17 protein-coding genes, 1 tRNA gene and 1 pseudogene are annotated in these 22,312 nt (G+C 57.6%); 6 read left to right on the top strand and 13 right to left on the bottom strand.

The window, feature by feature from the left end:
• The first annotated feature begins 625 nt into the window (after positions 1-625).
• Positions 626-1,612, top strand: a complete 987-nt coding sequence (locus OCA5_RS01835; RefSeq protein WP_208430543.1) for a hypothetical protein — start codon at positions 626-628, stop codon at positions 1,610-1,612.
• A gap of 2 nt (positions 1,613-1,614) precedes the next feature.
• Here the strand turns inward: OCA5_RS01835 and OCA5_RS18590 are convergent, their stop codons facing one another.
• On the bottom strand, positions 1,615-3,222 hold the full coding sequence (locus OCA5_RS18590; RefSeq protein WP_012561329.1) for a nuclease-related domain-containing DEAD/DEAH box helicase: 1,608 nt from the start codon (positions 3,220-3,222) through the stop codon (positions 1,615-1,617).
• On the bottom strand, positions 3,222-4,388 hold the full coding sequence (locus tag OCA5_RS01825; RefSeq protein ID WP_049766879.1) for a sigma-70 family RNA polymerase sigma factor: 1,167 nt from the start codon (positions 4,386-4,388) through the stop codon (positions 3,222-3,224). The genes OCA5_RS18590 and OCA5_RS01825 overlap by 1 nt, the downstream gene beginning before the upstream one ends.
• A 673-nt stretch (positions 4,389-5,061) precedes the next feature.
• Here OCA5_RS01825 and OCA5_RS01815 point away from each other — a divergent pair.
• Positions 5,062-5,138: transfer RNA gene (locus OCA5_RS01815), tRNA-Arg, on the top strand.
• 108 nt (positions 5,139-5,246) lie between these two features.
• Here the strand turns inward: OCA5_RS01815 and OCA5_RS01810 are convergent.
• From OCA5_RS01810 to OCA5_RS01765, 10 genes are all read right to left on the bottom strand, one after another.
• Positions 5,247-6,425 carry a hypothetical protein gene (locus OCA5_RS01810; protein ID WP_013912763.1) on the bottom strand — a complete coding sequence of 393 codons (1,179 nt, stop codon included), beginning with the start codon at positions 6,423-6,425 and terminating at the stop codon, positions 5,247-5,249.
• Positions 6,426-6,792: 367 nt separating this feature from the next.
• Positions 6,793-8,751, bottom strand: a complete 1,959-nt coding sequence (locus tag OCA5_RS01805; RefSeq protein ID WP_012561332.1) for a DUF3732 domain-containing protein — start codon at positions 8,749-8,751, stop codon at positions 6,793-6,795.
• Positions 8,748-9,233: a three component ABC system middle component gene (locus tag OCA5_RS01800; protein WP_013912762.1), complete on the bottom strand. Its 486-nt coding sequence runs from the start codon at positions 9,231-9,233 to the stop codon at positions 8,748-8,750. The genes OCA5_RS01805 and OCA5_RS01800 overlap by 4 nt, the downstream gene beginning before the upstream one ends.
• On the bottom strand, positions 9,230-10,447 hold the full coding sequence (locus tag OCA5_RS01795; protein ID WP_012561334.1) for an ABC-three component system protein: 1,218 nt from the start codon (positions 10,445-10,447) through the stop codon (positions 9,230-9,232). Before OCA5_RS01795 ends, OCA5_RS01800 begins: the two co-directional genes overlap by 4 nt.
• Positions 10,448-10,457: 10 nt before the next feature.
• On the bottom strand, positions 10,458-10,967 hold the full coding sequence (locus OCA5_RS01790) for a hypothetical protein (RefSeq protein WP_012561335.1): 510 nt from the start codon (positions 10,965-10,967) through the stop codon (positions 10,458-10,460).
• An 11-nt stretch (positions 10,968-10,978) separates the two neighbouring features.
• On the bottom strand, positions 10,979-12,682 hold the full coding sequence (locus tag OCA5_RS01785; protein ID WP_012561336.1) for a UvrD-helicase domain-containing protein: 1,704 nt from the start codon (positions 12,680-12,682) through the stop codon (positions 10,979-10,981).
• Positions 12,679-14,526 carry an ATP-dependent nuclease gene (locus OCA5_RS01780; protein WP_012561337.1) on the bottom strand — a complete coding sequence of 616 codons (1,848 nt, stop codon included), beginning with the start codon at positions 14,524-14,526 and terminating at the stop codon, positions 12,679-12,681. The genes OCA5_RS01785 and OCA5_RS01780 overlap by 4 nt, the downstream gene beginning before the upstream one ends.
• A gap of 305 nt (positions 14,527-14,831) precedes the next feature.
• Entirely contained in the window at positions 14,832-15,896 is a 1,065-nt protein-coding gene (locus OCA5_RS01775; RefSeq protein ID WP_012561338.1) for a BsuBI/PstI family type II restriction endonuclease, read from the bottom strand.
• On the bottom strand, positions 15,893-17,362 hold the full coding sequence (locus tag OCA5_RS01770; protein ID WP_244396121.1) for an HsdM family class I SAM-dependent methyltransferase: 1,470 nt from the start codon (positions 17,360-17,362) through the stop codon (positions 15,893-15,895). The genes OCA5_RS01775 and OCA5_RS01770 overlap by 4 nt, the downstream gene beginning before the upstream one ends.
• Positions 17,363-17,678: 316 nt before the next feature.
• Positions 17,679-18,017: a HigA family addiction module antitoxin gene (locus tag OCA5_RS01765; protein WP_012561340.1), complete on the bottom strand. Its 339-nt coding sequence runs from the start codon at positions 18,015-18,017 to the stop codon at positions 17,679-17,681.
• Positions 18,018-18,521: 504 nt separating this feature from the next.
• Here OCA5_RS01765 and OCA5_RS01760 point away from each other — a divergent pair.
• From OCA5_RS01760 to OCA5_RS01740, 4 genes and pseudogenes are all read left to right on the top strand, one after another.
• Positions 18,522-18,998 carry an Hsp20 family protein gene (locus OCA5_RS01760; RefSeq protein ID WP_012561341.1) on the top strand — a complete coding sequence of 159 codons (477 nt, stop codon included), beginning with the start codon at positions 18,522-18,524 and terminating at the stop codon, positions 18,996-18,998.
• A gap of 96 nt (positions 18,999-19,094) precedes the next feature.
• A complete protein-coding gene (locus OCA5_RS01755) occupies positions 19,095-19,604 on the top strand; it encodes an Hsp20/alpha crystallin family protein (RefSeq protein WP_012561342.1) in 510 nt (169 codons plus the stop codon).
• A gap of 71 nt (positions 19,605-19,675) precedes the next feature.
• Positions 19,676-20,436 (top strand): annotated as a pseudogene (locus tag OCA5_RS01750) (NADH dehydrogenase ubiquinone Fe-S protein 4).
• 684 nt (positions 20,437-21,120) lie between these two features.
• The gene (locus OCA5_RS01740) at positions 21,121-21,393 is read left to right on the top strand and encodes a hypothetical protein (protein ID WP_012561347.1); all 273 of its coding nucleotides are present in this window, start codon (positions 21,121-21,123) and stop codon (positions 21,391-21,393) included.
• Positions 21,394-21,411: 18 nt separating this feature from the next.
• Here the strand turns inward: OCA5_RS01740 and OCA5_RS01735 are convergent, their stop codons facing one another.
• The gene (locus OCA5_RS01735; RefSeq protein WP_013912760.1) at positions 21,412-22,188 is read right to left on the bottom strand and encodes a 2-keto-4-pentenoate hydratase; all 777 of its coding nucleotides are present in this window, start codon (positions 22,186-22,188) and stop codon (positions 21,412-21,414) included.
• Between the last annotated feature and the right edge of the window lie 124 nt (positions 22,189-22,312).

Raw genomic sequence — 22,312 nt, 5'->3', positions numbered from 1 at the left:
GACCGATCCCATCACCCAGAATGCGATCGACTCGGACGCATTACGAGAAGAACTCATTCGCGCAACTATGCCGTGGTCGGAGCAGAACGAGGATGGAGGATTTGTCTCTGATCTGATGCGAAATAGGCCGGTGAGAGTTAAATCTTTAAATCGCGAGCGAGGGATATGGTGCGAGCCATTTCCTCGGCTGTACATGTGTAACCGCTGCAACCGATTGCACGACGAGCAACGCAGCAGATGCCAGTGCGGATCCACTGCTCGTCGCGGGCAGTTACCATTTGTGGGCTTTCACCAAGCTTGTGGATCGATAAAGACGCCGTTTGTGCGGAAGTGCCCTACACATCAACAGCGAGCTGTCAAATTACCTGGAACGGCGTCGGCCGTCGAAATCGTATTTTATTGCCCCGTCTGTAACGTGACCATTCAGAGGGGATTCGGCGCGAACTGTGATTGCGATCAAGGAGGGGTGTTATCCTTCACCGTTCACAGATCGGGGTCGGTCTTTAAGCCGCGCGGCGTTGTACTAATCAATCCACCTCGTCGCGAAATCCTCCGACAAGTGGAGGCTGCTGGCGGAGGTGAACGAGCTTTAAACTGGATAGTCAATGGAATGCAGGGCCGCAGATTGACCGACGCGCCCACCAATGCAGGGGCAGACTCCATCCGAATGGTGTTGGCGGAACGGGGTTTTGATCAAGCGACCATTGATGCGATGGTAGCAGCAATGCCACCTCAATCGATACCTGACTCTGGTTTCCATAACGTAGATGATCAGGTCCTGACGAAAGCAAAACAGCAAGCTCGCCAAATTGCGTTAGCTAACTTCGAAAGTCGGCGGACGATCTCTGATCTTGAAATCGCGGCATCAGGCGAGCGCGCAAGAGCGCTTTATCAAATCCATTATCCAGAGTCTCTTCGACTCGCGGGCATCGAACGTGTTGAGCTAGTAGACAGATTCCCGGTACTCACGGCGCAATACGGATACACTAGAGGCGATGCGGTTCCAGGCAGTAGCCGACTAAGAACGTACCGGGAGAAAAACGGCGAATACACCGCCTACGGTGAGTTGATCGAAACCGAGGCGCTATTCATCCGTCTCAATCCTGCGATGGTCCATCGTTGGCTGAGTATGAACGGGATCGATTTAGCGCCCGCGTCGGACGCTCGCGCCGCCTCGGCGGCTATCTTGGAGGCACTAGCGGTCCACCCAGACGGAACCGAAGACGAAGCAACTAAGCAGCTGATCACCCTTATTCATTCATACTCACATGCATTTATTCGCAGAGCTGCCGTATACGCGGGCATTGAACGTAGCGCTCTATCGGAACTCGTACTGCCCTACTGTCTAGGCTTCTTTGTCTACGCCGCCGCTAAGGGAGACTTTGTCTTAGGCGGCCTTCAGGCTCTCTTCGAATCGGACCTGCACAGCTTGATCGATGGCTTAGTGCAAGATGAACACCGTTGCGCTTTAGATCCAGGGTGCACCGATCACGGAGCAGCTTGTGGCGTGTGTTTGCATCTTGGAGAGCCCTCTTGCAGGATGTTCAATATGCATCTCTCTCGTCTATCGCTTGCGGGACGCGCTGGATATTTTGACCTTTGTTCCAACTGAATCTAGCCCCAGTTCAAAGCTGATCGTAAGCGGCTGTTTGCTACTACGACCAACACGCTTCTAGCTCGGCTAATTCCGACGTAGGCTAAGGTCTTTTGAAAATCTTCGTCGCCCTGTTCTTCTAAAACAACCACTGCTGCTTCAGCTTCAAGCCCTTTGAAGCGACCGATTGTCTCGACAGGAATGCCGCGGCTTCCCCATTTACCAAAAGAGAACGCACCCACAGTTGCTTGTCTTAATCTTTCAACGAGCGCTGGTGAGCTGCAAAGCACGGCCAAATTACTGGGCCCGAAGCCATCCTCGACAAGGCGCTCCACTACCGCCATCGCGTCAATATCGGGACGCTTGACGTCTCGAATATCACGCCACATAGGCGCAGGTCCGCCAATTTTATGGGAAATATCTCGCTCGTTGAAGATTGCTAGAACTCTTTTCGCAATAGGCTCAGTGTTTCGAAGATTTTTGCTAAGCGCATACTGAAACGGCCATTTTTCTTCACTCAACCACTCTCGGCCATACAGTTCCTGCCTGGGATCTGCAAACGCATAGAAGGGAGCATCACTACGATTACTCATCAAGCACCGTAACGATTCTATCCAGGATGGTTCAAAGTCTTGCGCCTCGTCGACAACGATAGCGTCAAACTCGACCCCACTCTCAGCGCAAGCAGACACTAATAATTCCGGCGCATCGGTGGACCACCAAGAGCTCGTCAGCTGGTTAGGAATCTGCAGCTTGGCTCGCCGAGCCTGGCGAAAGCAAAGCGAATGATACGTTCCAGCCACTAGTGATGGGTGTTCAGCAAATTGCTGCGACAACGAAGAACCCAACAACTCGTTGAAACAGACAAATATTGTGCGAAACCCATCTGCCGCAAGCTGCTGAGCTCTAGCAAGAGCGAGCACAGTCTTCCCGGTTCCTGCTCCGCCAAGGATCAGCCCACCTCGACTTGACCTTAGACCCGAAAATGCTTCGATTTGATCTGCCGTCAAATGTAAAAGGGCTTCACTGGCAACAGTCGACGACCTAAAAAGAGCTCTTCTGACGCTGACAGTCGGAGCCAACAGAGAACAAATCCGAGTGATTTCTTCGGACGAAAGGCTGCACTTCATTTTCCAGTGCTGAGCAATTCGCTTAATGTTCTCTAATGGCGTTAGTAAGTCCGACTTAGTCCAAGTAATTTCCGGTACTGCCGACAAACCAAGATGCGGCATTTCATCGATGTGAGGGAACACAACCGCATGGCCTACCGGCACACGCGCGAGAGCGGCGTCCTTCTCTAACCATTTATGCAAGGCATGCTTGGATGCAACAGCTTGGTCGTAGGGGTTTTTTATCGAGTGCACCTCGTTATGACGATCAGTTGAGTACCACCGCCCGTCGACGAGATGGACACCCCCTCCTTTCACCTCGAATACTATGATTCCAATTTCAGGATGGAGAACGATAAAATCCGCCTCTCCATCGCCTTCGCGCCCCTTACGTTTTGACTGCCAAGTAACGTGATGAAAAACGACATATCCATCCGGTAGATGACGGAGACGCGCCGCCACGATTCGTTCAGAATCCTCACGTGGCTCATCATCACCGAGTCCATAGTACTTTGCCATTAAAGAGAGTCGCTCTCTAAGAATGTCCGAAGGGCCCGCGACCGTGAAGGATGTTTCAATTTTCTGAGCGCTTTAGCCTCAATCTGACGTATACGCTCCCGGGTCACACCAAAAACATTTCCGATTGCTTCTAGAGTTTGTTCTCCGCTTCCATCTAACCCGAAACGCATCCTGATAATTCTCTCTTCCCGCGGCACTAATGTAGCGAGGACACGAGCAACCATTGTGCGAAGCTGTTGAAGGGCAACCAAATCTAATATGGATGGCGATTCGTCCGCCTTGTAAGAGAGCACAGTCGTATCCTCACCTATCGGCGCATCAGCCTCGACACATTCTGTTACGTGCAGCCGCCAAAGAAGTTTGGCCAACCGCTCCCTCTCTAAGCCTAATTCGGTCGCGAGCTCATTAAGGGTGGGCTCCCGTCCCAATTCAAATGTTAGCTTTGCAGTTTTTCTTTTTATCTTCCTAAAATACTCGTGACGATGAACAGGCAATCGAATGGTTCGATCGCCATCGTCCAGAGCACGGCTCATGTATTGTTGAATCCACCACGTGGCATATGTCTTGAATCGAAAGCCAAGCTCCGGGTCGAATAGCTCGGTTGCTTTCAACAAGCCCATCAAACCTTCTTGGAATAGGTCGTCGGCAGTTAAGTGCTTAAGGTTCCGCTTTCGATTTGCGAGCTTTCGAACATAAAGTAGATTCGATTCCACAAACCTTGCTTTGGCCTTTTCGGCCCTATGCACCAATTGACGTTCGTATTGATTTAAATCCTCTAAGGCGGCGTACTGAATATCTTTGGCTAGCCGAATGGTTCGTCCAAGCTCACGCTCTTCCATCTCATTAAGGTATTTTTTCTTTTGTGAATTGGAAGGTTCAGTTTGGTTGTCTTCGTCTTCATCGTCTTCAACGATCCGAACGCCTAACGCACGGAGCTGCTGCTCTACCGTTGCACATTCTGCAATAGTAAGCTTCCTGCGAAGATATACTCGGTCAATGTCGCTTCTTAATAACTCACCCTCTGCCCGTTCACTATCTGCGGACAAAGTGCGGAAAGCCCGCTCAACAGACTCGCTACGGACCTCGCTGTTATCCTCTAGCTCGGTAACGAGAAAGGGATTTGGAAGCTGATCTGCCGCTCGTGACGGTTCGGTAGTCTCCAACACTGCTTCCCCCCAAAAGCATCTTGATTGGAACGTTAAATCTGCACAAGTAAGTAATCTGAAAGACGATCTGACAATAAGATTGTTCGTTCTCAGGCCAGCTTTGCTAGACCGATAATTACTTCTCAGCTCAAAATGACAGAAAAATCTGTTATCACATCGTTTTAGATTAGCTGGCTCTTTACCCCCTGCGGCCTTTGAGAAACTCGCACATTTGGCACAGCTGTGTCACACCCGCATTTTAGATCGGGCGCTTCTCGCATCGCAACGTAATCCGGAAGAGTTGAATAACTGCTCGCACATGCTAAGCTGTATGGACTGTAACGTTTTGGTTTTTTGCGGGTTTTGCTGTTACCTGGATGATCAGCGGGGAGTTGCTTATCAGGCACCCGTAGCTCAGCTGGATAGAGCGTTGCCCTCCGAAGGCAAGGCTAAGTCAAGCGTGTTGTGGGCGAGGGTCAAAAAAGACGAGGGAAACCAAGCGATTGGCGAAACTCGAAGGAAGCAGAGAAACTGCTTCCGTGGTCACGGAAGCGCCGCGGAAGCAAACTGAAGGAAGCTGTAGAGTACGAACGACCACAATCGGCAGTGCCTCGGGCTCGCACCGTTTGCGATCGTTTGAAAGTTGAAATCGAGATTGACCCTGGTCGACCTCGGACACTATTTGAAGATAGATGCACCCATAGCTCAGCTGGATAGAGCGCTACCCTCCGAAGGTAGAGGCCTCAGGTTCGAATCCTGATGGGTGCGCCATCTCCCCGTGAACGATTCCAAATGTGCTGGTCTGTGCAGACAGCACTCCCGCGACGGGGCGCTGCAAACTAGGGTGCCTGGCGCTCGCGTCGGTGATGCGCCCTTCGCTCATGACCATTGCGAAACCTTCGAAATCGTATCGAACATTCCCGCCGCGCCCTGACGAAGAGGATCGAGCGCCTCGACACGTTCTTTTGCCCATGCGATCCAAGCGCTCAAGGCGCTGTCGCCGACGATGATATCGCCTTCGTCGAAGGCACGCTTTTCCACTTCGGCTAGAAGCACAAGAAGCCTGTCGCGCTGTTCCCAATTCGCCGCAAATTCGCAGAGCTTATTCCAGCGTTTGTCGTCGATTTCCTTGAGACGCCTTGCCTCGTACCGCCGCGCCTCTTCCTTGCGATACTGTTTCTGCCATTCCTCTTGCTCGCGCTTCTTCTGTTCTAAGATCGGCCCCGCCGCCATGATGGTGCCGACGATCTCAGGCAGCATGTCGCCAATCTTTGTCTTCTGGCTTTCGATCCATTGAGGCTGCCGGCCATCCAGGTACGTAGTGATCGACACGCGCAGGAAGCCTGACGAGTCGAGGCCGGATTGATGGTGGTCGGGATAGGCTGTCCACTTCCGTGTTTCGTCGCGCTGCTTAAGCGACTTCACCAACTTCTCCACGATCGAGCATTCAACGGCGTGGTTCGCAATCTCGAAGGTCACTCTTCCTGTCATCGGTGACTTCTCAATTTTGCCGCCCGCTTTCTCGACGCCCGTAAAAATCGCACTCGTGACCCGGAAACGATATAGGTCGCGTTCGGTCAGATCGGGGAGCACTCGGGGTGTCCACCAGGTTTCGTATCTTCGCCGTTTGCTCTCTTGTTCGCGTTCTCTCTGCTGCTTCTTGTGCTCCACAATCCACGCTTTCACGCGCGGATGAAGATTATCCAGGCCATCCGGCACGGCAATGGCTTCTACCTTGGCGGCGGCGACCGTCGCGGACCTCTCGGCTTCCGGCAACGGCGCTGGCTTGGGGAGCGTGGGATGGATATCAGTTACCTGCGGAATGCCGTCCCTGCGAGGTGGTAGCTTGAATACAACTACCGGCTTGCCCGCCTCCTTTTTGGCCCAATAGCCGCGTGGTGGATATGGCACGTCCATCCTGTCGCATATCTTGGCAAGTCCATTGCCGCTAATCCCGAACTTTTCCGCGAGACGGGTCATCGGCTTTTGCCAGACCAGCGTGTACAGTTCCTCTCGGCTCACATGCCGCGCTTTTTGATGCACTGGTAAGTCCGCCATAGCTATCCCCCGCTTCAGTAATCGGTTGATGGAAGGATACGACGGAAGGTGTGAAGGACGATAACTCCCGCGCGCCATCACTTGAGCTCAGCGAGTCTGATCGCTGCTCCGTCCACGGATGCTCTCTCTTATAAGCCGGGATTTCTGATCGTGGCGCGAATCCGGCCGATCAAACTTCCATTCGCCCATGAAGTGCTACGTGGACTGCTGGTCCTCGCCGCCCCCCCATAAGTACACGACGGCCTCTGTCCAGTCATTCGTCCGAAATATACATAAAAACTTCGGACAGACTCTGGAGTCCTACTCTCGCCGCGAATACGAGCAATATCTATATGAGTAGAATGACGGATGGCCTAAATTCCGAACGCTATTCGTCGCCGCGAGCTGGCCAATTGAGCGGAATAAGGGCCTGTCCCGAGGCCCGTGTCCACCGCTCCCGTGTGGCGTTCACATAGCGGGGGTCGTCCGCGAAATAGGCGTGCTCGATGAGCAAGACCTGTAGCCCCTTCCGCCGAGCCGTCTCGGAAAATAGGAAGTCGATGTGTTTGCGCATCGCTTGCACGTCCTCGTCTTCCTCATCGCCGGAAATTTCTGCCTCGTCCTCGTCCTCGCCGCTTGTCGGGAAATAGGGTCGACTGATCTGGTCGAGCACGAGCAGACCTGGCACCGGCGCATTCACGGTCTGGAAGTAGCGCTGTAACGCAAAGGAGAGCGCGATGTGGATCGCTAGGTAGTTTTGATCAGATCCAACGTCAGGAAGCCGCAGAACAGCACCGCTCTCCTCCTCAATGACCGTAACTTCCGGCTGCCGCGACGAGAAGTCGAGCTCTGACCCGATGCAGGGCGCCACAGTCGGCAGCGCGACAAATGCCTCAGACGCAAACTGCGAGATTCTCGCCTCCGCCCGCCGCAGCTTGATCTCCTTCGCCTCCTTATCGACTCGGGCCTCCAACTCGGCGATCTCAGCTCGCAATACGCTAAGATCGCGCGTGGCCTGACGTGGTTCGTCGACACTCGCTTCAAGAAAGAAAGAGATCCGGCCAAGCAGATGTGCTCGGAGTTGGCCAAGATCGGCCAACCGGCGGGTCTCCTCGCTTTGGCGCAGCCAAGTTTGAATCTGATCGTCGATGCGGCGCAGCTCGATATTGAGCTGGCCTATCTCCTCCTCAAGTGCACGATCATGCTCGACAAGCCGGGGCCTCACGCGCTCCACCGCTACGCTCTCCGCACGCACTTTCGTCAGAGTGGTCCGCAGGGCCCGGGCTGCCTCGCGTCCGCGCTCGGACGGTGCCTCGCAAACCGGACAAACTTCGGCGATACCGTCGAGATGCAGATGCTCGGCTAGCATGAGCTTGTCACGCTGACGCAAAACAGCGCCTTGGAAGCCCGTCGCCTCACGCAGCGCCGTCCGGGTCGCCTGCAAGTGCCGACGTAGCGCACTGACTTCGGCCAGGATCTCTCGACGTCGCCGATTGAGGGCTCCTAGTTCACCCTCGTCCGGGTAGGTATTCGCCTGAAGCGGCGTCTCACCTATCGTCTTCAATTCGGCGAGAAGCGTGGCTTCCGGCGCGTCCAGCGAGGGCGACTTGGCCAGCCCTATTCGGTGAGCTTCGGTAAGAAGATTGGTTGCGCGCTGCTTGAGCGCTGTCTCGGCAGCCGCGCGCGAGCGCGCTTTCGCCTCCTCTTTTTCGAGCGCCCGCTGCAGCTGCCGCAGCCGCCGCTCGTCAATCGCGCTCGCCTCGTCGGTTGCGCGAAGGAAGTATGGCATGGCCGCGATGATGTCGCGCGCTTTGTCCGCTTTCTCCAAGCCGTGGAGCAGGGTTGACTCGCTATAGATGACCTCCTTGGTCACAAACAGATAGGGTGTGACGTGGCGCACGGTGGCGCGCCCACGCGCGGCAGCGGCATCTGGCTCCGAAATAACATCGCCAATCCCGAACGCCCGCTCGATGAAGGCCTTCGCGGCCTCAACTGTCGTCGTACCCTCGAACTCGTCTACCGTCTCAGGTAGCGGCAAATTTCGACCGGTGGAGGTGAACATACGCGTGCTGGTTGCCTGACCTACCGGCGGGATCACGCGCCCGATGATCATCTCCGCATCGCCTGCGACCCATTTTACGCCAACCGCGATGCTGCGCCGACGAACATGGGCGGGCAACTCGCACTTGCTCGAGCCGAGGCAGTAGTCGATCGCCTTGATAAGGGTCGATTTGCCGGTACCGGAAGCGCCTGTAATGATATTCAGTTCGTCAGCCGCGAAAGTCACCTCTCGGCGCTGCCCAGACACGCCCAGGAAGAAAATCGTAGCGATGTTCCAGCGTGTCATGCCGTTATCCCCATCATGTCGAAAACCGTCCGGGTCGAGCCGGCAGTTGCAAACCAATGCCCGAGCCGCCCGGCACGCTTAATCGTCTGCGCCGGCTCATCGCCGAGAGCGCTGATCGCGCTCGGCTTCAACTTCTTGTCTCCAAGTCTAAGGAAGGCCCCTTCGCCAAAAATCAGCAACTGCGTGAAGCACCCAAATCGAATCGCCTCAGTAACGATGTCCAGTGAAGCGTTCACCCGCTTGGCGAGTCCGACCTGGACCTGTGGACTGCGCTCCAACCATTCGAGCAAGCCGGTATTCTTATTGGTTCCGGTGAAAGTACTGGCGAGCTCGCCCGAAAGCGCGATAGGCAGCGCCAGATACGCGGCTGGCGTCTCCGGCCCGTCGGGCCGGACCGACGCATACGTTTTGGTGAACTCGACGAGGGCGGAAGCGCAGAACGCGGGATTTGTCTCGGCATAGACGTCGTGGGCGATCCTCATTTCTCACCACCGAGCACGTTTTCATATTCAGGATGCCACCCTACCTTCAGGTTGATCGCGAGCACCTGATAGCTCCCGCGCACATAGTAGGCCGCGCCCCAGCCTTCGGCGATAGGGCGAACGGTCGTCGGCGCGTCGTTGTGAGTCCAGCGCAGAAGATTCAGCCCCGACGCGCATTTCTCGTCATCTTGTAACGCAGCGCAGCTGTCTACCATTTCAGCGTGCCTATCGGCCCAGTGCTCTCGCAGAATATGGTCGTATTCGGTGATCCTCGTCGCCATGGCAGGGTTGCTAGCGAGCCACCGAGCCCGTTGTTCGCGTGCCTTCCACTCCTCCCGAATGGCGCGCTCGAGATCAAAGGACTTGCCCTTCACCAGCTCGATTTGCCGCGCCAGCATACTATCCGGTTGGTAGTCCTCGGGTTGGCTGACCGTCTCGAATTCGGGAACGAGCTTGCCCTGCTCAAGGTCGGCAACAATCGCCATGATCTGTGCCTGCAGCTCAGCCCGTGTGATGACGCGCTCGCGTTCGCCGCACAGAGCATAAACGATCTGCCGGTCCCACCACTCGATGAGACGCGTCGCCACGGCCGGGCGATGCGCGGGGAGTACGATGTGAAAGTGGCCTGCGATCTCCTGCTCGACTTCCGCGACCGTCGGACTGTCGGGCCGTATCTGGACACGACGAAGCAGGTTCAGCCGTTCGGGCTCTGAGAGACCGAGAAAGGCGGCACAACCGTGAACGCGGTCGGCGTAGGGCAGTGCCTTGTTAGCCTTCGCGGCGGCTTGACGCGCTTCTATGACGCGATTGGCCTCCGCCGTCATCGCTGCGACTAAATCGGAGCGATCGGCCTCAAGATCTGTCAACGCACTAAGGGAGCTCTCTGCGGAAATCCCTCCAACGGTAACGAGGTGCAGCGTAGTCTCGGCCAAGTTCAGAGACGGTAGCGCATCGATCCAGACCTTCATTGTTCGCCAGAGGGACGTCGACTTGATGGTGATGGATACTGGCACAGCGCTGATCGAGTGCTTGAGCTGATAGAGCAGCGTCTGCCCGTCAGCCTTGAGCTCCACGTCATCGAGCTGCTCGACGCCGATCGCCGCGTCGTCAGTGGTCAGCATCACCAGAGTGCGGAGCGCGTAGAAGGACTGATACCAAAAGCCGAGCGCCGCACCCTCGGCCGAGTGCTCTTTGCTTGTGTGATCTTTGCCCATACCGTCGACCTCATCGATTTATCCAAGGAGCGCTGTGCTTCATCCCGATCATCGCGTCGAAGGCAGCAAGCTTCGCCTGATCTTGCGTTTGGTAGGGAAGCTTAGACGTTCTCTGGTAGCCGCTCCCACGGTGCTGAACTCGCGCTCCCCAAATTGCGCCTTTGGGATAGACCACGACGTTGAAGCCATCGTTGGTGTTCAGGAACTCGTTGCCAACCGATGAGACGAGCCACTCACGCGACAGCCAGCGTTTACGCCGGTTCCGCTCGCCCTTAAATCCAGCTTCGCGCTTACGCGCTCCGACAAGATCCTCTTCCATATGGCCCGCGCAGACGCATCCGACCCTGAGCGTCTCGCCATGGTCGGAATGCTCCATCACATGGACGAAGCGGATGTGTCGGGCCTCGCACATCTCGCAGAGATGATCCTGTTCTTCCAATTCCTCGATATCGATGCAGGTCCAGCCCTTGTGGGGGACGCCCGCTTGCGTCCATTTCCCAGTGCCTGTCGTCTCGGTCACTATAGGTCCTCCTAGTCGACCAGTGGCCGCGCGTTTTGTGGCCGTACGATCGTCACTAGGGCCCTGGCGCGCGTCAGACCAACACGCAGCAGCCGCCGGCTCGGCTCGAAAGGCGGCTTCTCACGTTCGTTGAAGAAGCCGGACTTGAACGCGCCTTCGACGAGAACGACGCCGTCAAATTCTTTGCCCTTGGATTTGTGCATATTCATCAGCACGCACCCTTGGGGGTCGCGCTCCACAGCGATGAGCCGCTCTTGCTCGAGAATGCGCTTCACGAGATCGCTCACACCGGCGTAGCTGCCCAAAGCCAACCATTGCTCGCCCAAGCCAGAGGCAAGCGCGTCGGTCGCCCTGAAGAGGCGAACCAACCGCACCTCGCGGAACAGTTCGGCCAGCGCGGGAACATCCTGCAGAACGGTACGAGCGGCCTTCCAGTCGGCTACGGGTTCGCCGATCAGATCGATGCCGTTGGCATGGGCTGTTACCAGCGCTTTGGCTGCATTGATCCTCGGCGCTTCCCCCTTCTCCACCTTTCCTGCGGCCTCGTCGTACTTGCGCGCGTGATCGGCCGCTGCCTTTGTTGGGTCCTCAGCGTTCTTCAGCTTGTAGTAGGCGCAGATGAGCCGGAGGGTCCGGACTAGGCTCTCATTGGCCGGGCTTGTCGGCCATTCGAGTATCGATGCAACGACAAGCGCGGCGGCGGCGGAGAGCTCTGCATCCCACACGACGTCGTGCTCTATGACCGGGAGCGGCTGATTGTTGTAGGTATGCGGCTCGGACAGGATCGTCGACAGGTCGGAAATCAGCGCGTTACTACGCGACAGCACCGCTACGCTCGGATTCGTCACGCCCTTCTTGCGGAGCACAGAGAACGTCCAGATCACAGCAGCATGCGCTGTGGCGGCGAACGCGTTTGGCCAGTAGGCCACCTGTTTGACGTCGGGTGTTGCCGGCAACGGGGCTTGATTACGTAGCACCGCATCCGCGAACTTCAGGATGCCGGCGTTCGGACTGCGATGGTTTTCTCCCCCAAGGTCGAATTCCGAGACCTTGGTCGTCTCGCGCAGAATCTCGAGCCTTCGCGGGTCGATATCGTCGCGATAGTCAAAGATGCGCTGCTCGGGATCGGCAAGGCAGAAAACGTCGGTTACGCCGGAAAGCGCCTGCACTATCCGCCACTGATTGTCGTCCGTGTCCTGGAACTCATCCACGATGATCATCGGAAAGCGATCGGCGATGAGGTCGCGCAACGCCCCGCACCGCTCGAACAACTCGGCCGTTCCAGCCGCGAAGAGATCGAAGCTGTAGAGGCCCATCTCAGCCGCCTGCCGCCGACGCTCTACACTCCAGTCGCCTTCAAACGCCGACTTCTGCAGCCGCTCATCTCCTGGGTAGAGGAAGCGGATAGGCTTCCCGCCGAGTAACCGCCCGTGAGCCTCAAGCATTTCCATACAGAAGGCGTGATAGGTCTGTACGGTCACCGTGCGCCGTTCAGCTGGGGTCAGGATTTCCTTGCAACGGAGGAGAACTTGGCGGATCGCCGCGCGCGAGAAACTCAGGAACAAGATCTCTTGGCCTGGCTTCAGATCAGCGAACCGCTTCTGCGCCTTGAACAACGCGATCGTCGTCTTGCCGGAACCCGGGCCGCCCAAAACCAGCAGGTGGCCCTGCTGTGCGATGATCGCCTTGCGCTTCTCGCACAGTTCGATCTTCATCCAAGAAGACCCTCAAGTTCGTCCATCGGAGGTGCTGCGATGTCTTCAGGCACAGCACTCAGCGCTTTGTGGATCGTTTCCAGAATTTCGCGGATTGTCGCGGGCAGTTCGTCAGCGTTCTGACATTGGGCCACGAGCATGGCGGCATAGCCATGGGCGTCACCCTTGCGCGCCTTCAGTACTTTGCTCGCTAGCGCGACGACGTCTGCATCCACGGCCGCTGGGTCATAGGTGCCCACAGCCGGATAGTCCGATCGATCCTTCACCTCGTCGAGGAACCGACGCACCACAGCGACGGGCATCTGCTTCACTAGGACGGTCTCGATGCCCTTCTCCGGCGACTCCCAGAATTGGGTGTACTCTTTCAGCTTTTCGGTGGCCGCCGGTGTCAGTGCCGCATTCGGTTTGTCGTAGAAGCCGAAGGAGAGCTTGCCGAGCGCCGAAAAGACCGACCCGTGGCGCGGCACCGATCCATCTCCACCGGCGTTAAAGATGCTGACGCCGGCGAGGTCGAGGTGGGTATAAGCGTCGGCGCCGAGACTCGCCTCCATGATCGATGATGCAACGGGGAACAGCGATGCTTCGGTCGATCCCTCTACGACCAGCACCGCGCGGCTGAGGATCGCCTCAGCGAACTGCCGCCGCTCAGTCCTGAAGGTCTTTGGCTTCACTGCATCGACATTGATCGGCTGTCCGGTGAGCGCGCCGGTTTCATTCCGATTGAGAATGACAATCTGCTCCGGGTCGAACTGTTCGATCACATAGGGCGAGTGCGAGGTGACGATCGACTGTCCCATCTCCGCCAGAATGAAGCGGGTGACGCGGCGCTGAGTGTGCGGCGGCAGTGCGATTTCCGGCTCCTCCATCGCGAAGATCACCGACTGCTTGTCCTTCAACTCCGCTATGAACGTCAGCAGCGCGAAGACCAGTAGATTGATCGACCCAGTGCCAAGCCGGCCGAATGGCACGAGATGCTGACCAGGCTGCGCGGCAACGAACAACCGCACGACCTCGCGCAAATGCTCCCGTGTTAAGTCGGAGGCAAAGAACCCGGTCGACTCGTCGCCCGGCGCCAGATTGATGAAACGTCCCATCCGCGCGCGAATTTCGTCGCGTATGTGCTTCAGCTGCGTGATCTCACCAATGGCGGGATCAAGGCTCTGAAGCCTGGCAAGAGTGTCCTGCCACATCTCGACAGCGCCTGTGCCGCCAAGCTTCAGCACCGAGTCGAGCAGCGACCCTCGCTGGAGACTCAGTGCCCGTGATCCGGTTCGTAGCGTTCTGAGGAAGACAAAGCCGCACAGCCGCTTGTGCATTCGCGTGAACGGCACACGTCCCTGCCCAAGCCTAATTTCGGTTTCCTCGTCGAGGGGGTCGACGTCCTTCGAGGGATGATCGAAGAACGTGTTGCCGATGAAGTCGTCCTCATCACGGTCATAACGTCCCACGAACAGCAGCGGCAGCGCCCACATCGCATCTGCTGCATCAGCGTGGTCAAGCGCGTCGTCGGCGTCGTCGATAAATACGCAGGCCGTGTCGTTCCAACGCCTGAGATGGCCGCAGAATCGGCGCTTGGCCTCGTCCGATAGATCGACCAGAATGGCTTCGATCCGAACCTCGATCGGCGCACCGTCGTCGTCGAGATACTTGCCACAGTGAAAGTCGTGTTCGTCGATAACGGGGCGGCGAAACAATCTCTCAGGCCCGAGAACGAGATCGAGCGCCTCACAGATCGTTGATTTTCCGATGTTATTTCCCCCAACGAGCAATGTATGCCCGTCGAAATCGACGCTGCCTTGAGAGATCCCGCGAAAATTGGTGATCTTAAGTCGACGAACACGCACCCCGAACCGCCCCCCCCAGCGATTATTGGTTTTGCACAATCATAGCCTAACGTTCCACCGAATCTACCGAGGATTCGTCCTAGTCGAGAGGCAGGCGTTGCTGTGAGCAGACCCGAAGTCTCCGCGGACTTCTATAACCGTCCACAGATCACAAGTTTTGACGTCCTTAACTCGCGACATCGACCGCCACGAAATACGAAATTATGATTCGACCTACCGTCCGGATGGAGTGCTTCGGCCCCTCCAACTTCTCCTTGGAGTCAGAAAGGGCGCATACCCACTATAAAGCTCACACGAACCCACTGTCAGCCTCCCTCGATCTGCATGGGCCTGCCGCTGAACACCATGAGACTGTCTGGCTCCGATGCGAACCAGGCATAACTACCCCAGGCTAGGCTGCTGACAGTTTTACGGAATGTCGGTGAGGCTCGATCGAGATAAGCGGTCACGAACGCAACGTGCTGTGGCGCAAAACCAGCCCCTTCTGCAATTTGTAAAAGGCTCGTCTTGCGCGCATCGTTGACCGGGCCATCCGTGTGCACAACTTCGACAAAGATCAGCAATGGATGCGCCGGGCCGAGATCGACCAGCACAATGTCAGGTAGACTCTTGTCCGCCGGGATTGTCAGACTGATCGCCTTGGCCAGCTCATCATCGCGGGCCACTACCTTATTGCCGCTCTCGCTCAGGGTGATGACTCCCGGCTTCTGCAGGAATTTCGGCGCAAAGACTTCAATCACCGCCTTTGAAATATCGGCGCTCGGCCCCGTCGACATGCGGCGGGTTTCGCCGTTAGGAAACGTCACGAGCTCATAAGCGCCGCCACCGGCCGCGCCCCTGCGAACGATCGCAATTCGGGCGAGCGCGCCCGCATTGAGATGCTTGTCCCGCCAAGCGGCCGCTTTCGCAATGAACGTTGCTTCATCAAGCCCGGGCGCCAGCAGATCCGCGAAGTCAGTCTGCAGAGCATAGCGTCCGGCCGGCGACGTAGTGGAAAGGCCGGGACGCTCGATCACAGCGCCATTTTGGATCAGAGCATATCGGATCGTGTCATCGCGGATAGATTCTCGTGTATTAACCGCGTACCAGCGACCGGGGACGTCCGCCTTGCTTGGCTTGATGGAAGCCTTTGCCCATGCGTGGCGTGCATCGTCATCCGACAGCGCCGCTTGCTCGTCAGTCATGCGCGTGACCTGATCAGGGCGAATCCATCGGTCTGCGCCTTCGACTGCGCCCGCGTAGAGCATGACAAAAATGGTCTTGGCCGCGATTTCCCAGATTGAATGCTCGCGGTTCTGTAAGCCTTCCGGGAATATTTCCGGCAAGCGTGCGTGGATGGCCTTCCACGATAGGACCTGGGGGAGCGTCATGCTTTGAGGCCATAGAGGCTGCGTAGGGCCTTTTCGATGACCGCACGCGGAGAGTCCTTCGCGACAAGTCGCTCGATTTGCGTCATGGCCGAGGCAGGCGGCAGCGGAATGGCCTCCAATTCAAACGCCGACACGGCGACGCTCCCGCTGATGCAACGGAACATCTGATCGACCACGTCGCTGTTGAGCACGGCGGCAACGGTCGCGGGGGAGACTTTCGGCTTTCCGATCGCGCGCACCATGTTCAGGTGGTTTTCGACGATGACGCCACCATGCGTGTCGATGAAGGTCTGCGGCAATTCGGCAGCTATCAGGCGGCGCAATTGCTCCTTGGCAGTCGTGCGCTGCACCAGGACGCACCCTTTCTCTACCACAAGCCATTCGTCGCCGGCTTCCGTCTTGAAGTAGGGTGCGTGGTTCTTCTTCTGTGCTCGGAATTCAAAGCGCCCATCAGCCGTTACCGCCTCCGCCCAAATCAGTGGGTGCAGTCCGTGCGCCGCGCGGGTGCGCATCCGAGGCTTGAACCTGTTCCACACAAGCGGCCCAGTCGAAACGCCATATCCCCAATCCGACAAGCGGGCGGCCATGCCTTCGGCCGACTTGATCAACCCGACATGGCCCGGCTCGCGGGGCGCGAGCCACGGTGCGCTGGCGTCGAGCGGCAGGCCAACTTTGCCGTTCTTAGTTAGACGCGCCTCGCGCTCGTTATCGACATTGAGATAATGCACTTGGAAACGATCCCGCTTTCCGCCCTTGCGATAGAGCGCAAGTAGGGTTTCCTGCAGGACATCCTCGAAGACGCCACGGCGGGCATGGACAAAATCAATCGCGATGGGTGGAGCCTGGTCCGCGAGAAGCTGGCGCAAAGCAGTGTAATACTGCCCACCTAGAACGCTCGTGGGCGTGAGGTAGGCAATGACGCCGCCCGGTCGTGTCCATCTCAGCGCAACGTCAGTGAACACGCCATAGAGGTTGGCATGGCCGTACAGACTGCGTGCATAGCGGGCGCGTTGTGCAGCCGAGAGGGTCACGCGCCCGTAAGGTGGATTGCCGATCACCAGGTCATATTGCGCCACGGGCGTCTCTTCGAGCGTGTCACAGACTTTCACGAAGACTGGTGTAGTGCGGCCGCTCGCCATACTGAGATCGGATAGGAAGATTTCGAGCGCGGCCTGTGAGAGGGACGCCGCATGCGGATCAAGCTCGAGGCCCGAAAGACGGGTGCCTAGCTGGGCAAGGACAAAAGCCGGCTCGCTGCCTTCAAGTGCTAGGCGCATGCGCGCGGCGACTTCCAAAAGGAAGGCGCCACCGCCGCTCGCCGGGTCGAGCACTCGCGCAGTTGACCAGTCAACGCCCCCTTCATCGGCGAGATCGAGCAGGCGTTGGGTTAACGCCGGAGGCGTGTAAAATGCGCCGAGGGCGCTGCGCTCCCTCCCTGGCAATAAGGTCGTGTAGAGGCTGGTCAAGAAGTGGCCGCCTTCCAAGATGGGCAGTATCGACGCCTCACGCCCAATAGATGTGGCGAGCTGGCGCGCGGTCGCATCGAGCTTTCCGCGGACAGTCACAAAGGGTGAGCTGAGGGTCAGCCGAGGAGCCACACACGCGGCAAATGCCTCTATTGCCGCCCTTGCGAAAAGGGCGGCTTGGCTGGTGCGGCGTGTCTCCGGAATCGTTTCTGCCCAAGCCCTTGCCATGACGCGGGCGCGCGCCAATTCGACGCGCTTGAAGTCTATGGCAACGGCCGCGTCGGCTGTCGCTGGGCTTTCCAAGCGTGCGGTCGATCTAGAACTTGTCATCTCTTACCCCATCCCGCGCCTTAGCCGCCTTCGGCTTGTAAGGCGCTACCTTGATTTCGCCCGCCCGCTTACGGACTTCCGCGATGTCAAAGCTGGTCTGCATCTCCATCAACTGTTCGATAGACACGCCAAAGGCTTTCTCTATGCGAACCGCCATTTGGGGCGTCAAATCCGAACGGCCGTTAAGCAGGGCCGAGAGCGCCGGCCGGGTCACGCCTAGTACCTGTGCGGCATCCGTCACCGATAGACCGTTGGCCTCGACAATTTCGCTTTTGACGAACTCGCCAGGATGGCCAGGCTCTGTTGTCCGGACTGCAGCTCGCATGTGGCCGCCTCCCTACCTTTGCGACTTTATGGACTGTGCCCTGTAAAGAGTCGCTTTACAAGTCCTTTGTTCCATTTTTGTTCGCAAGAGGAATGCAGCCGAAATTGCGCTATCAGAAGGTACGCGGCCTAGCCCGCGGTTGATATTGCCCACGACGCTGGCGTTCCCAAGACCCTGATCAGTCCGCCCTCGTTCACCAACGGGCATATATCGCGGATCTAGAACAGGTGCATGAAGTGATGGCGCAAGCTAGACGCCCCGGGAGCTGGATGGTGAACGCTACGCAGGACACATTCTATGGTGGACATACCGGATTCCGGTCGGCATCTCGGACCTGTTGAGGTCTGTCACATGGGTATGCCGACGGCTCTTGAACAGCCAATCCACTGAACTAAATCTTAAATCGCCGGCCGCTCATTTCGGGGTCGGAAAGCCGAGCCGATGCAACAGCGTCCAACGGCAGAACAACTTGTATCCATGTTGCTTCACAAGGAGGATGTGGCTATGAGAACCACTTTCGACTTTACTCCCCTGTTCCGGTCGAGCATCGGCTTCGACCGAATATTGAGCGCGCTCGAAGCTGCGAGCCGCGTCGAGACCATCGACAACTGGCCTCCTTATGACATAGCCAAGACCGGCGAGGACGACTACCGCATCACCATGGCGGTGGCCGGTTTCGCGCAGGACGAACTGACCATCACCCAGGAGCAGAACATGCTCGTGGTGTCCGGTCAGAAGGCTGGCGAGGATAACAGCCAGTATCTGCATCGCGGAATTGCCGCCCGCACATTCCAGCGCCGCTTTGAACTGGCCGACCACGTGAAGGTCGTGGGCGCCAGCCTGGTCAATGGTCTGCTGACGATTGATCTCAAGCGCGAGGTTCCCGAAGAGATGAAGCCGCGCAAGATCCAGATTGCGGCCGGCGAGGCGCTGCCCAAGGTTGGGACCAGGCAGATCGAGGCCGACAAGCAGGCCGCCTGAGGTAGCTCTCCCAGCGTAATTTGCGCAAGGCGCCGGGCACTTCCCGGCGCCGACGGGAAAGCATTGTCAGTCGAACGAACAGAAAGGAGAAGAATAATGAGTGTCCGTGATCTGATCCCCTGGGGCCGCAGCAACGGCAATCAGGTTCCCAGTATCTTGCGCGAGGGCGAACGTGATCCGTTTCTCTCGTTGCATCGCGAGGTGAACAGGCTGTTCGACGACGTCTTCCGCGGCTTCGGGCCGAACCTACCCTCTCTCGTTAGCGCGTCCGCCTTCAGCGGCGGTTGGCCGAGCGTGGAGATCTCCGACGGCGAGAAGGAGATCAAAGTGACCGCCGAAGTGCCCGGCTTGGAAGAGAAGGACATCGAAGTCCTGCTCCACGATGGCGTGCTGACGTTGAAGGGCGAGAAGCGCTCCGAAACGGAGGACAAAGACAGGCATTTCACCGAGCGTTTCTATGGCCGCTTCGAGCGTCGTATCCCGCTCGGCTACGAGGTCAAGGACGACCAAGTCGACGCGCGGTTCAAAAACGGCGTGCTGACCGTGACCTTGCCCAAGAGCGAAGAGGCGCAGTCGCAGGTCAAGCGCATCGCCATCAAGAGTTGACGCATGGCAGGCGCCGGCGGCGGGCCATCTGGCCGCCGTCGGCTGCATCGCCAGAGAGGGAGGGATGAACAATGGAGATGACGAGACAGATCAGCAGATCAACTGGAAATTCAATTTCGCAAGCGTGGCCGTCGAACGACAACCGGCACAAGCCCCTTTCGATGGGGCGCTCAGTATTCCCGGATGACGCGGTTGCGCGCATCTACAAGCCGTCCCGCGCGGTGACGACCTCCGGCAAGGCCCGCACGAAGGGCTGGCGGCTGATCTTCGAGCGGCGCACAGCGCCCTTCATTGAACCGCTGATGGGCTATACCGGCGGCGACGATACGCTGACCCAGGTCGAGCTAGCCTTCCCGACACCGGAATCGGCCATCCGCTACGCCGAGCGGCAGGGGCTTACTTATATTGTCCAAAGGCCGACCGGGCAAATCGGCAACGCCAGCAGTCGCCGCGTCAATGAAAAGCCTCCGCGAGTGGAGAGGTCGAAGCACTCGTTCTCAGACGCGACGCTGGATCGACTAGGGCTGGCTGCCCTTCAGGAAAGATACGGGCACGTCCTCGACGACGCAGCGAATCGAAACGACCGGTCCGGTCCGGAGAGTTGGCCATCGCCATGGGCGTGGTCGGCGATCCTACGCTAACGGTGGAAGCCAAACGGTCGATCCTGATGAACTGGGCTTGGACCGAATACCTGATCGACCAGGCAACCAATGAAGGGATGCCTGAGAACAACCGGCCGTCGCGCCTCGACGAGGTCGAGCAGGCGCTGCTGGCGCTCGAACGCGAGCTTGCGGCCGACCGGGGTAATTCAGGCACGCGAAAGGCGGCATGAGGTGCAGCGATTGACCCACGTGTCGTTTTCGATTGCCAGAAGGTTCTGCCGGGCCGGTTCGCGCTGACGCTTGCCGTCCCCGCAGAAATGGCACCATCTGGCCACTCTCTTGATTTGTCCAACGACGCGAGAGCCGTTCCGCTCTCGGCCAGCCAATCACGGCGTCCGCCGCGTCCTGGCCATCAAAGGAGCGGCGAGCCCAACGTACACTCTCCTCCCAAGCCATATCGCCGGAGACGGGACAGAAAGACGGATATGAATCGGGGCATCCAACGCTCAACAGGTTATCGTCTCTTACATGCAAGTCTTTAGGTCGCAGCTTGTGGGCCAATGGCAGCTAAAGCGGTTGCTGCCCGTCATCGGCGCCGGCCTGGGTTTATCGTTGAGAGCGTCCGCGTATAAAATTTGACTATATAGCCTGAAGGTTATCCCTCTCGAATTCCTATGCAGTGACACCCTAGAAATGGCTGCGCACTGGAGCGCCGAGAGAGCGCTCATCGGAAATGGCTGGGAATGATTGGGGCAGGAAGAATCAGAACGAGGCGCCGCGCCCTCAGAACGAGCCAGGTGGGGGTGGGCTTGGCTTGTTGCTTGTCCTTGCAATTACGGCGATCGGCGTCGGGTATGTTGGCTACCGGCTGACTCTCGTCTTCGGCCTGATCTAAATAACGATCCTAGCGTGTTATGCGGTTAGACGAGCAGTCGCGAGAGCACGTTGGACGCTATTGCATCAAGCTGGTCGTCGCTGCGGCAATCGCTTACATTCTGAAGAGCGAAAATTTCCTTGCAACCTTTGCGTTGTGGACCGGCATATACGGCGTAATGGCCGTCGCTTACGCAGTTCATCGCGGCGAACGACTCGGCAAGACCAGCTTCACCTATTGGGATGAAGCTCTATGGTTGGCGGCGACGGCGTTAGGTCTCTACATTTTCAGTGGTCATCAACTGGCCGTTTGATCGGCTAAATCTGTTGGCTCAAAGAAAGCTTGCGGCTGCGTCGCCTACGCCTGACAACTCAACCTTCAGTTCCTGACCAGGAAGGATTTGCAGCAGCATCGGGATGATCGATCCGGTTGCTACGATATCGCCGGCACTGAGATAATTGCTTCTAGCGATCAGGTCATTCACGAGCCAGAGCGCAGAGTTGATCGGATCAACCAGCCCCTCTCCCGATGCCGACTGAAACACCGGAACGTTGTTGATCGACGCTCGCATGTCGATCCTGTCCATGGCGTCCAGGCCTGTTGGCTCATGATATCTGTCGACGATCGTCGAAACATGGAACGCATAGTCCGCGATGGCGGCCAGGTGTGGTTGCCCAGTCAGGTGACCACGTCGCCCGACAAGACCGATAGCCGGTTGGTAGCTCAGGATCGCCTTGCAAAATTGATCGCGAGTGATGGGCCAATGGTCCGCCCCCAAGGGACCTCCTATCGTAAAGACGATTTCGCATTGTGCCCCGATGAAACCTTGGGGAAGCCGGAACGGCCCGTGGGAGTCTTGAAGCACTGTTCCCACAGGAATCGGGCAGTAGATCGGACTAGCAAGGCCAAGCGAGCCGCGAATGGCCGGGCAAGTCCCTATGAGGGCGTAGCCTACCGCGTCATTGGCGAAGGCTGAGATTGCTGCTGACTGCACCGCCCAAGCATCGTCTTCGCTTCGAAGCAGATCGAAAGGGATGTCTGAGGTTAGTCCCTGCCGACGGTTTCGGCAAAGCAAGTTAGCGAGATAATCGAGATTCTGGTCAATCATAGAAGCACACTCCCGCGCGAGAGAGGGCGCAAAGTCGTGCTCAGTCAAATAAAAATCCGGCTATATGAGTGCGTATATTTTTGTCGGAGCTTTTCTTATGAAAATACTATCGCAGCGCGGCTGA

The sequence above is a fragment of the Afipia carboxidovorans OM5 genome (assembly GCF_000218565.1).
GTDB classification, from domain to species: domain Bacteria; phylum Pseudomonadota; class Alphaproteobacteria; order Rhizobiales; family Xanthobacteraceae; genus Afipia; species Afipia carboxidovorans.
This window is presented reverse-complemented; position numbering and strand designations above follow the sequence as displayed.

What these genes read in the sequence shown, in the direction of transcription:
- OCA5_RS18590 (WP_012561329.1), bottom strand. Translation starts at nt 3,222, where the DNA reads ATGGCAAAGTACTATGGACTCGGTGATGATGAGCCACGTGAGGATTCT.
- OCA5_RS01805 (WP_012561332.1), bottom strand. Translation starts at nt 8,751, where the DNA reads ATGACACGCTGGAACATCGCTACGATTTTCTTCCTGGGCGTGTCTGGG.
- OCA5_RS01735 (WP_013912760.1), bottom strand. Translation starts at nt 22,188, where the DNA reads ATGATTGACCAGAATCTCGATTATCTCGCTAACTTGCTTTGCCGAAAC.
- OCA5_RS01775 (WP_012561338.1), bottom strand. Translation starts at nt 15,896, where the DNA reads ATGACGCTCCCCCAGGTCCTATCGTGGAAGGCCATCCACGCACGCTTG.
- OCA5_RS01760 (WP_012561341.1), top strand. Translation starts at nt 18,522, where the DNA reads ATGAGAACCACTTTCGACTTTACTCCCCTGTTCCGGTCGAGCATCGGC.
- OCA5_RS01740 (WP_012561347.1), top strand. Translation starts at nt 21,121, where the DNA reads ATGCGGTTAGACGAGCAGTCGCGAGAGCACGTTGGACGCTATTGCATC.
- OCA5_RS01755 (WP_012561342.1), top strand. Translation starts at nt 19,095, where the DNA reads ATGAGTGTCCGTGATCTGATCCCCTGGGGCCGCAGCAACGGCAATCAG.
- OCA5_RS01810 (WP_013912763.1), bottom strand. Translation starts at nt 6,425, where the DNA reads ATGGCGGACTTACCAGTGCATCAAAAAGCGCGGCATGTGAGCCGAGAG.
- OCA5_RS01795 (WP_012561334.1), bottom strand. Translation starts at nt 10,447, where the DNA reads ATGGGCAAAGATCACACAAGCAAAGAGCACTCGGCCGAGGGTGCGGCG.
- OCA5_RS01800 (WP_013912762.1), bottom strand. Translation starts at nt 9,233, where the DNA reads ATGAGGATCGCCCACGACGTCTATGCCGAGACAAATCCCGCGTTCTGC.
- OCA5_RS01765 (WP_012561340.1), bottom strand. Translation starts at nt 18,017, where the DNA reads ATGCGAGCTGCAGTCCGGACAACAGAGCCTGGCCATCCTGGCGAGTTC.
- OCA5_RS01785 (WP_012561336.1), bottom strand. Translation starts at nt 12,682, where the DNA reads ATGAAGATCGAACTGTGCGAGAAGCGCAAGGCGATCATCGCACAGCAG.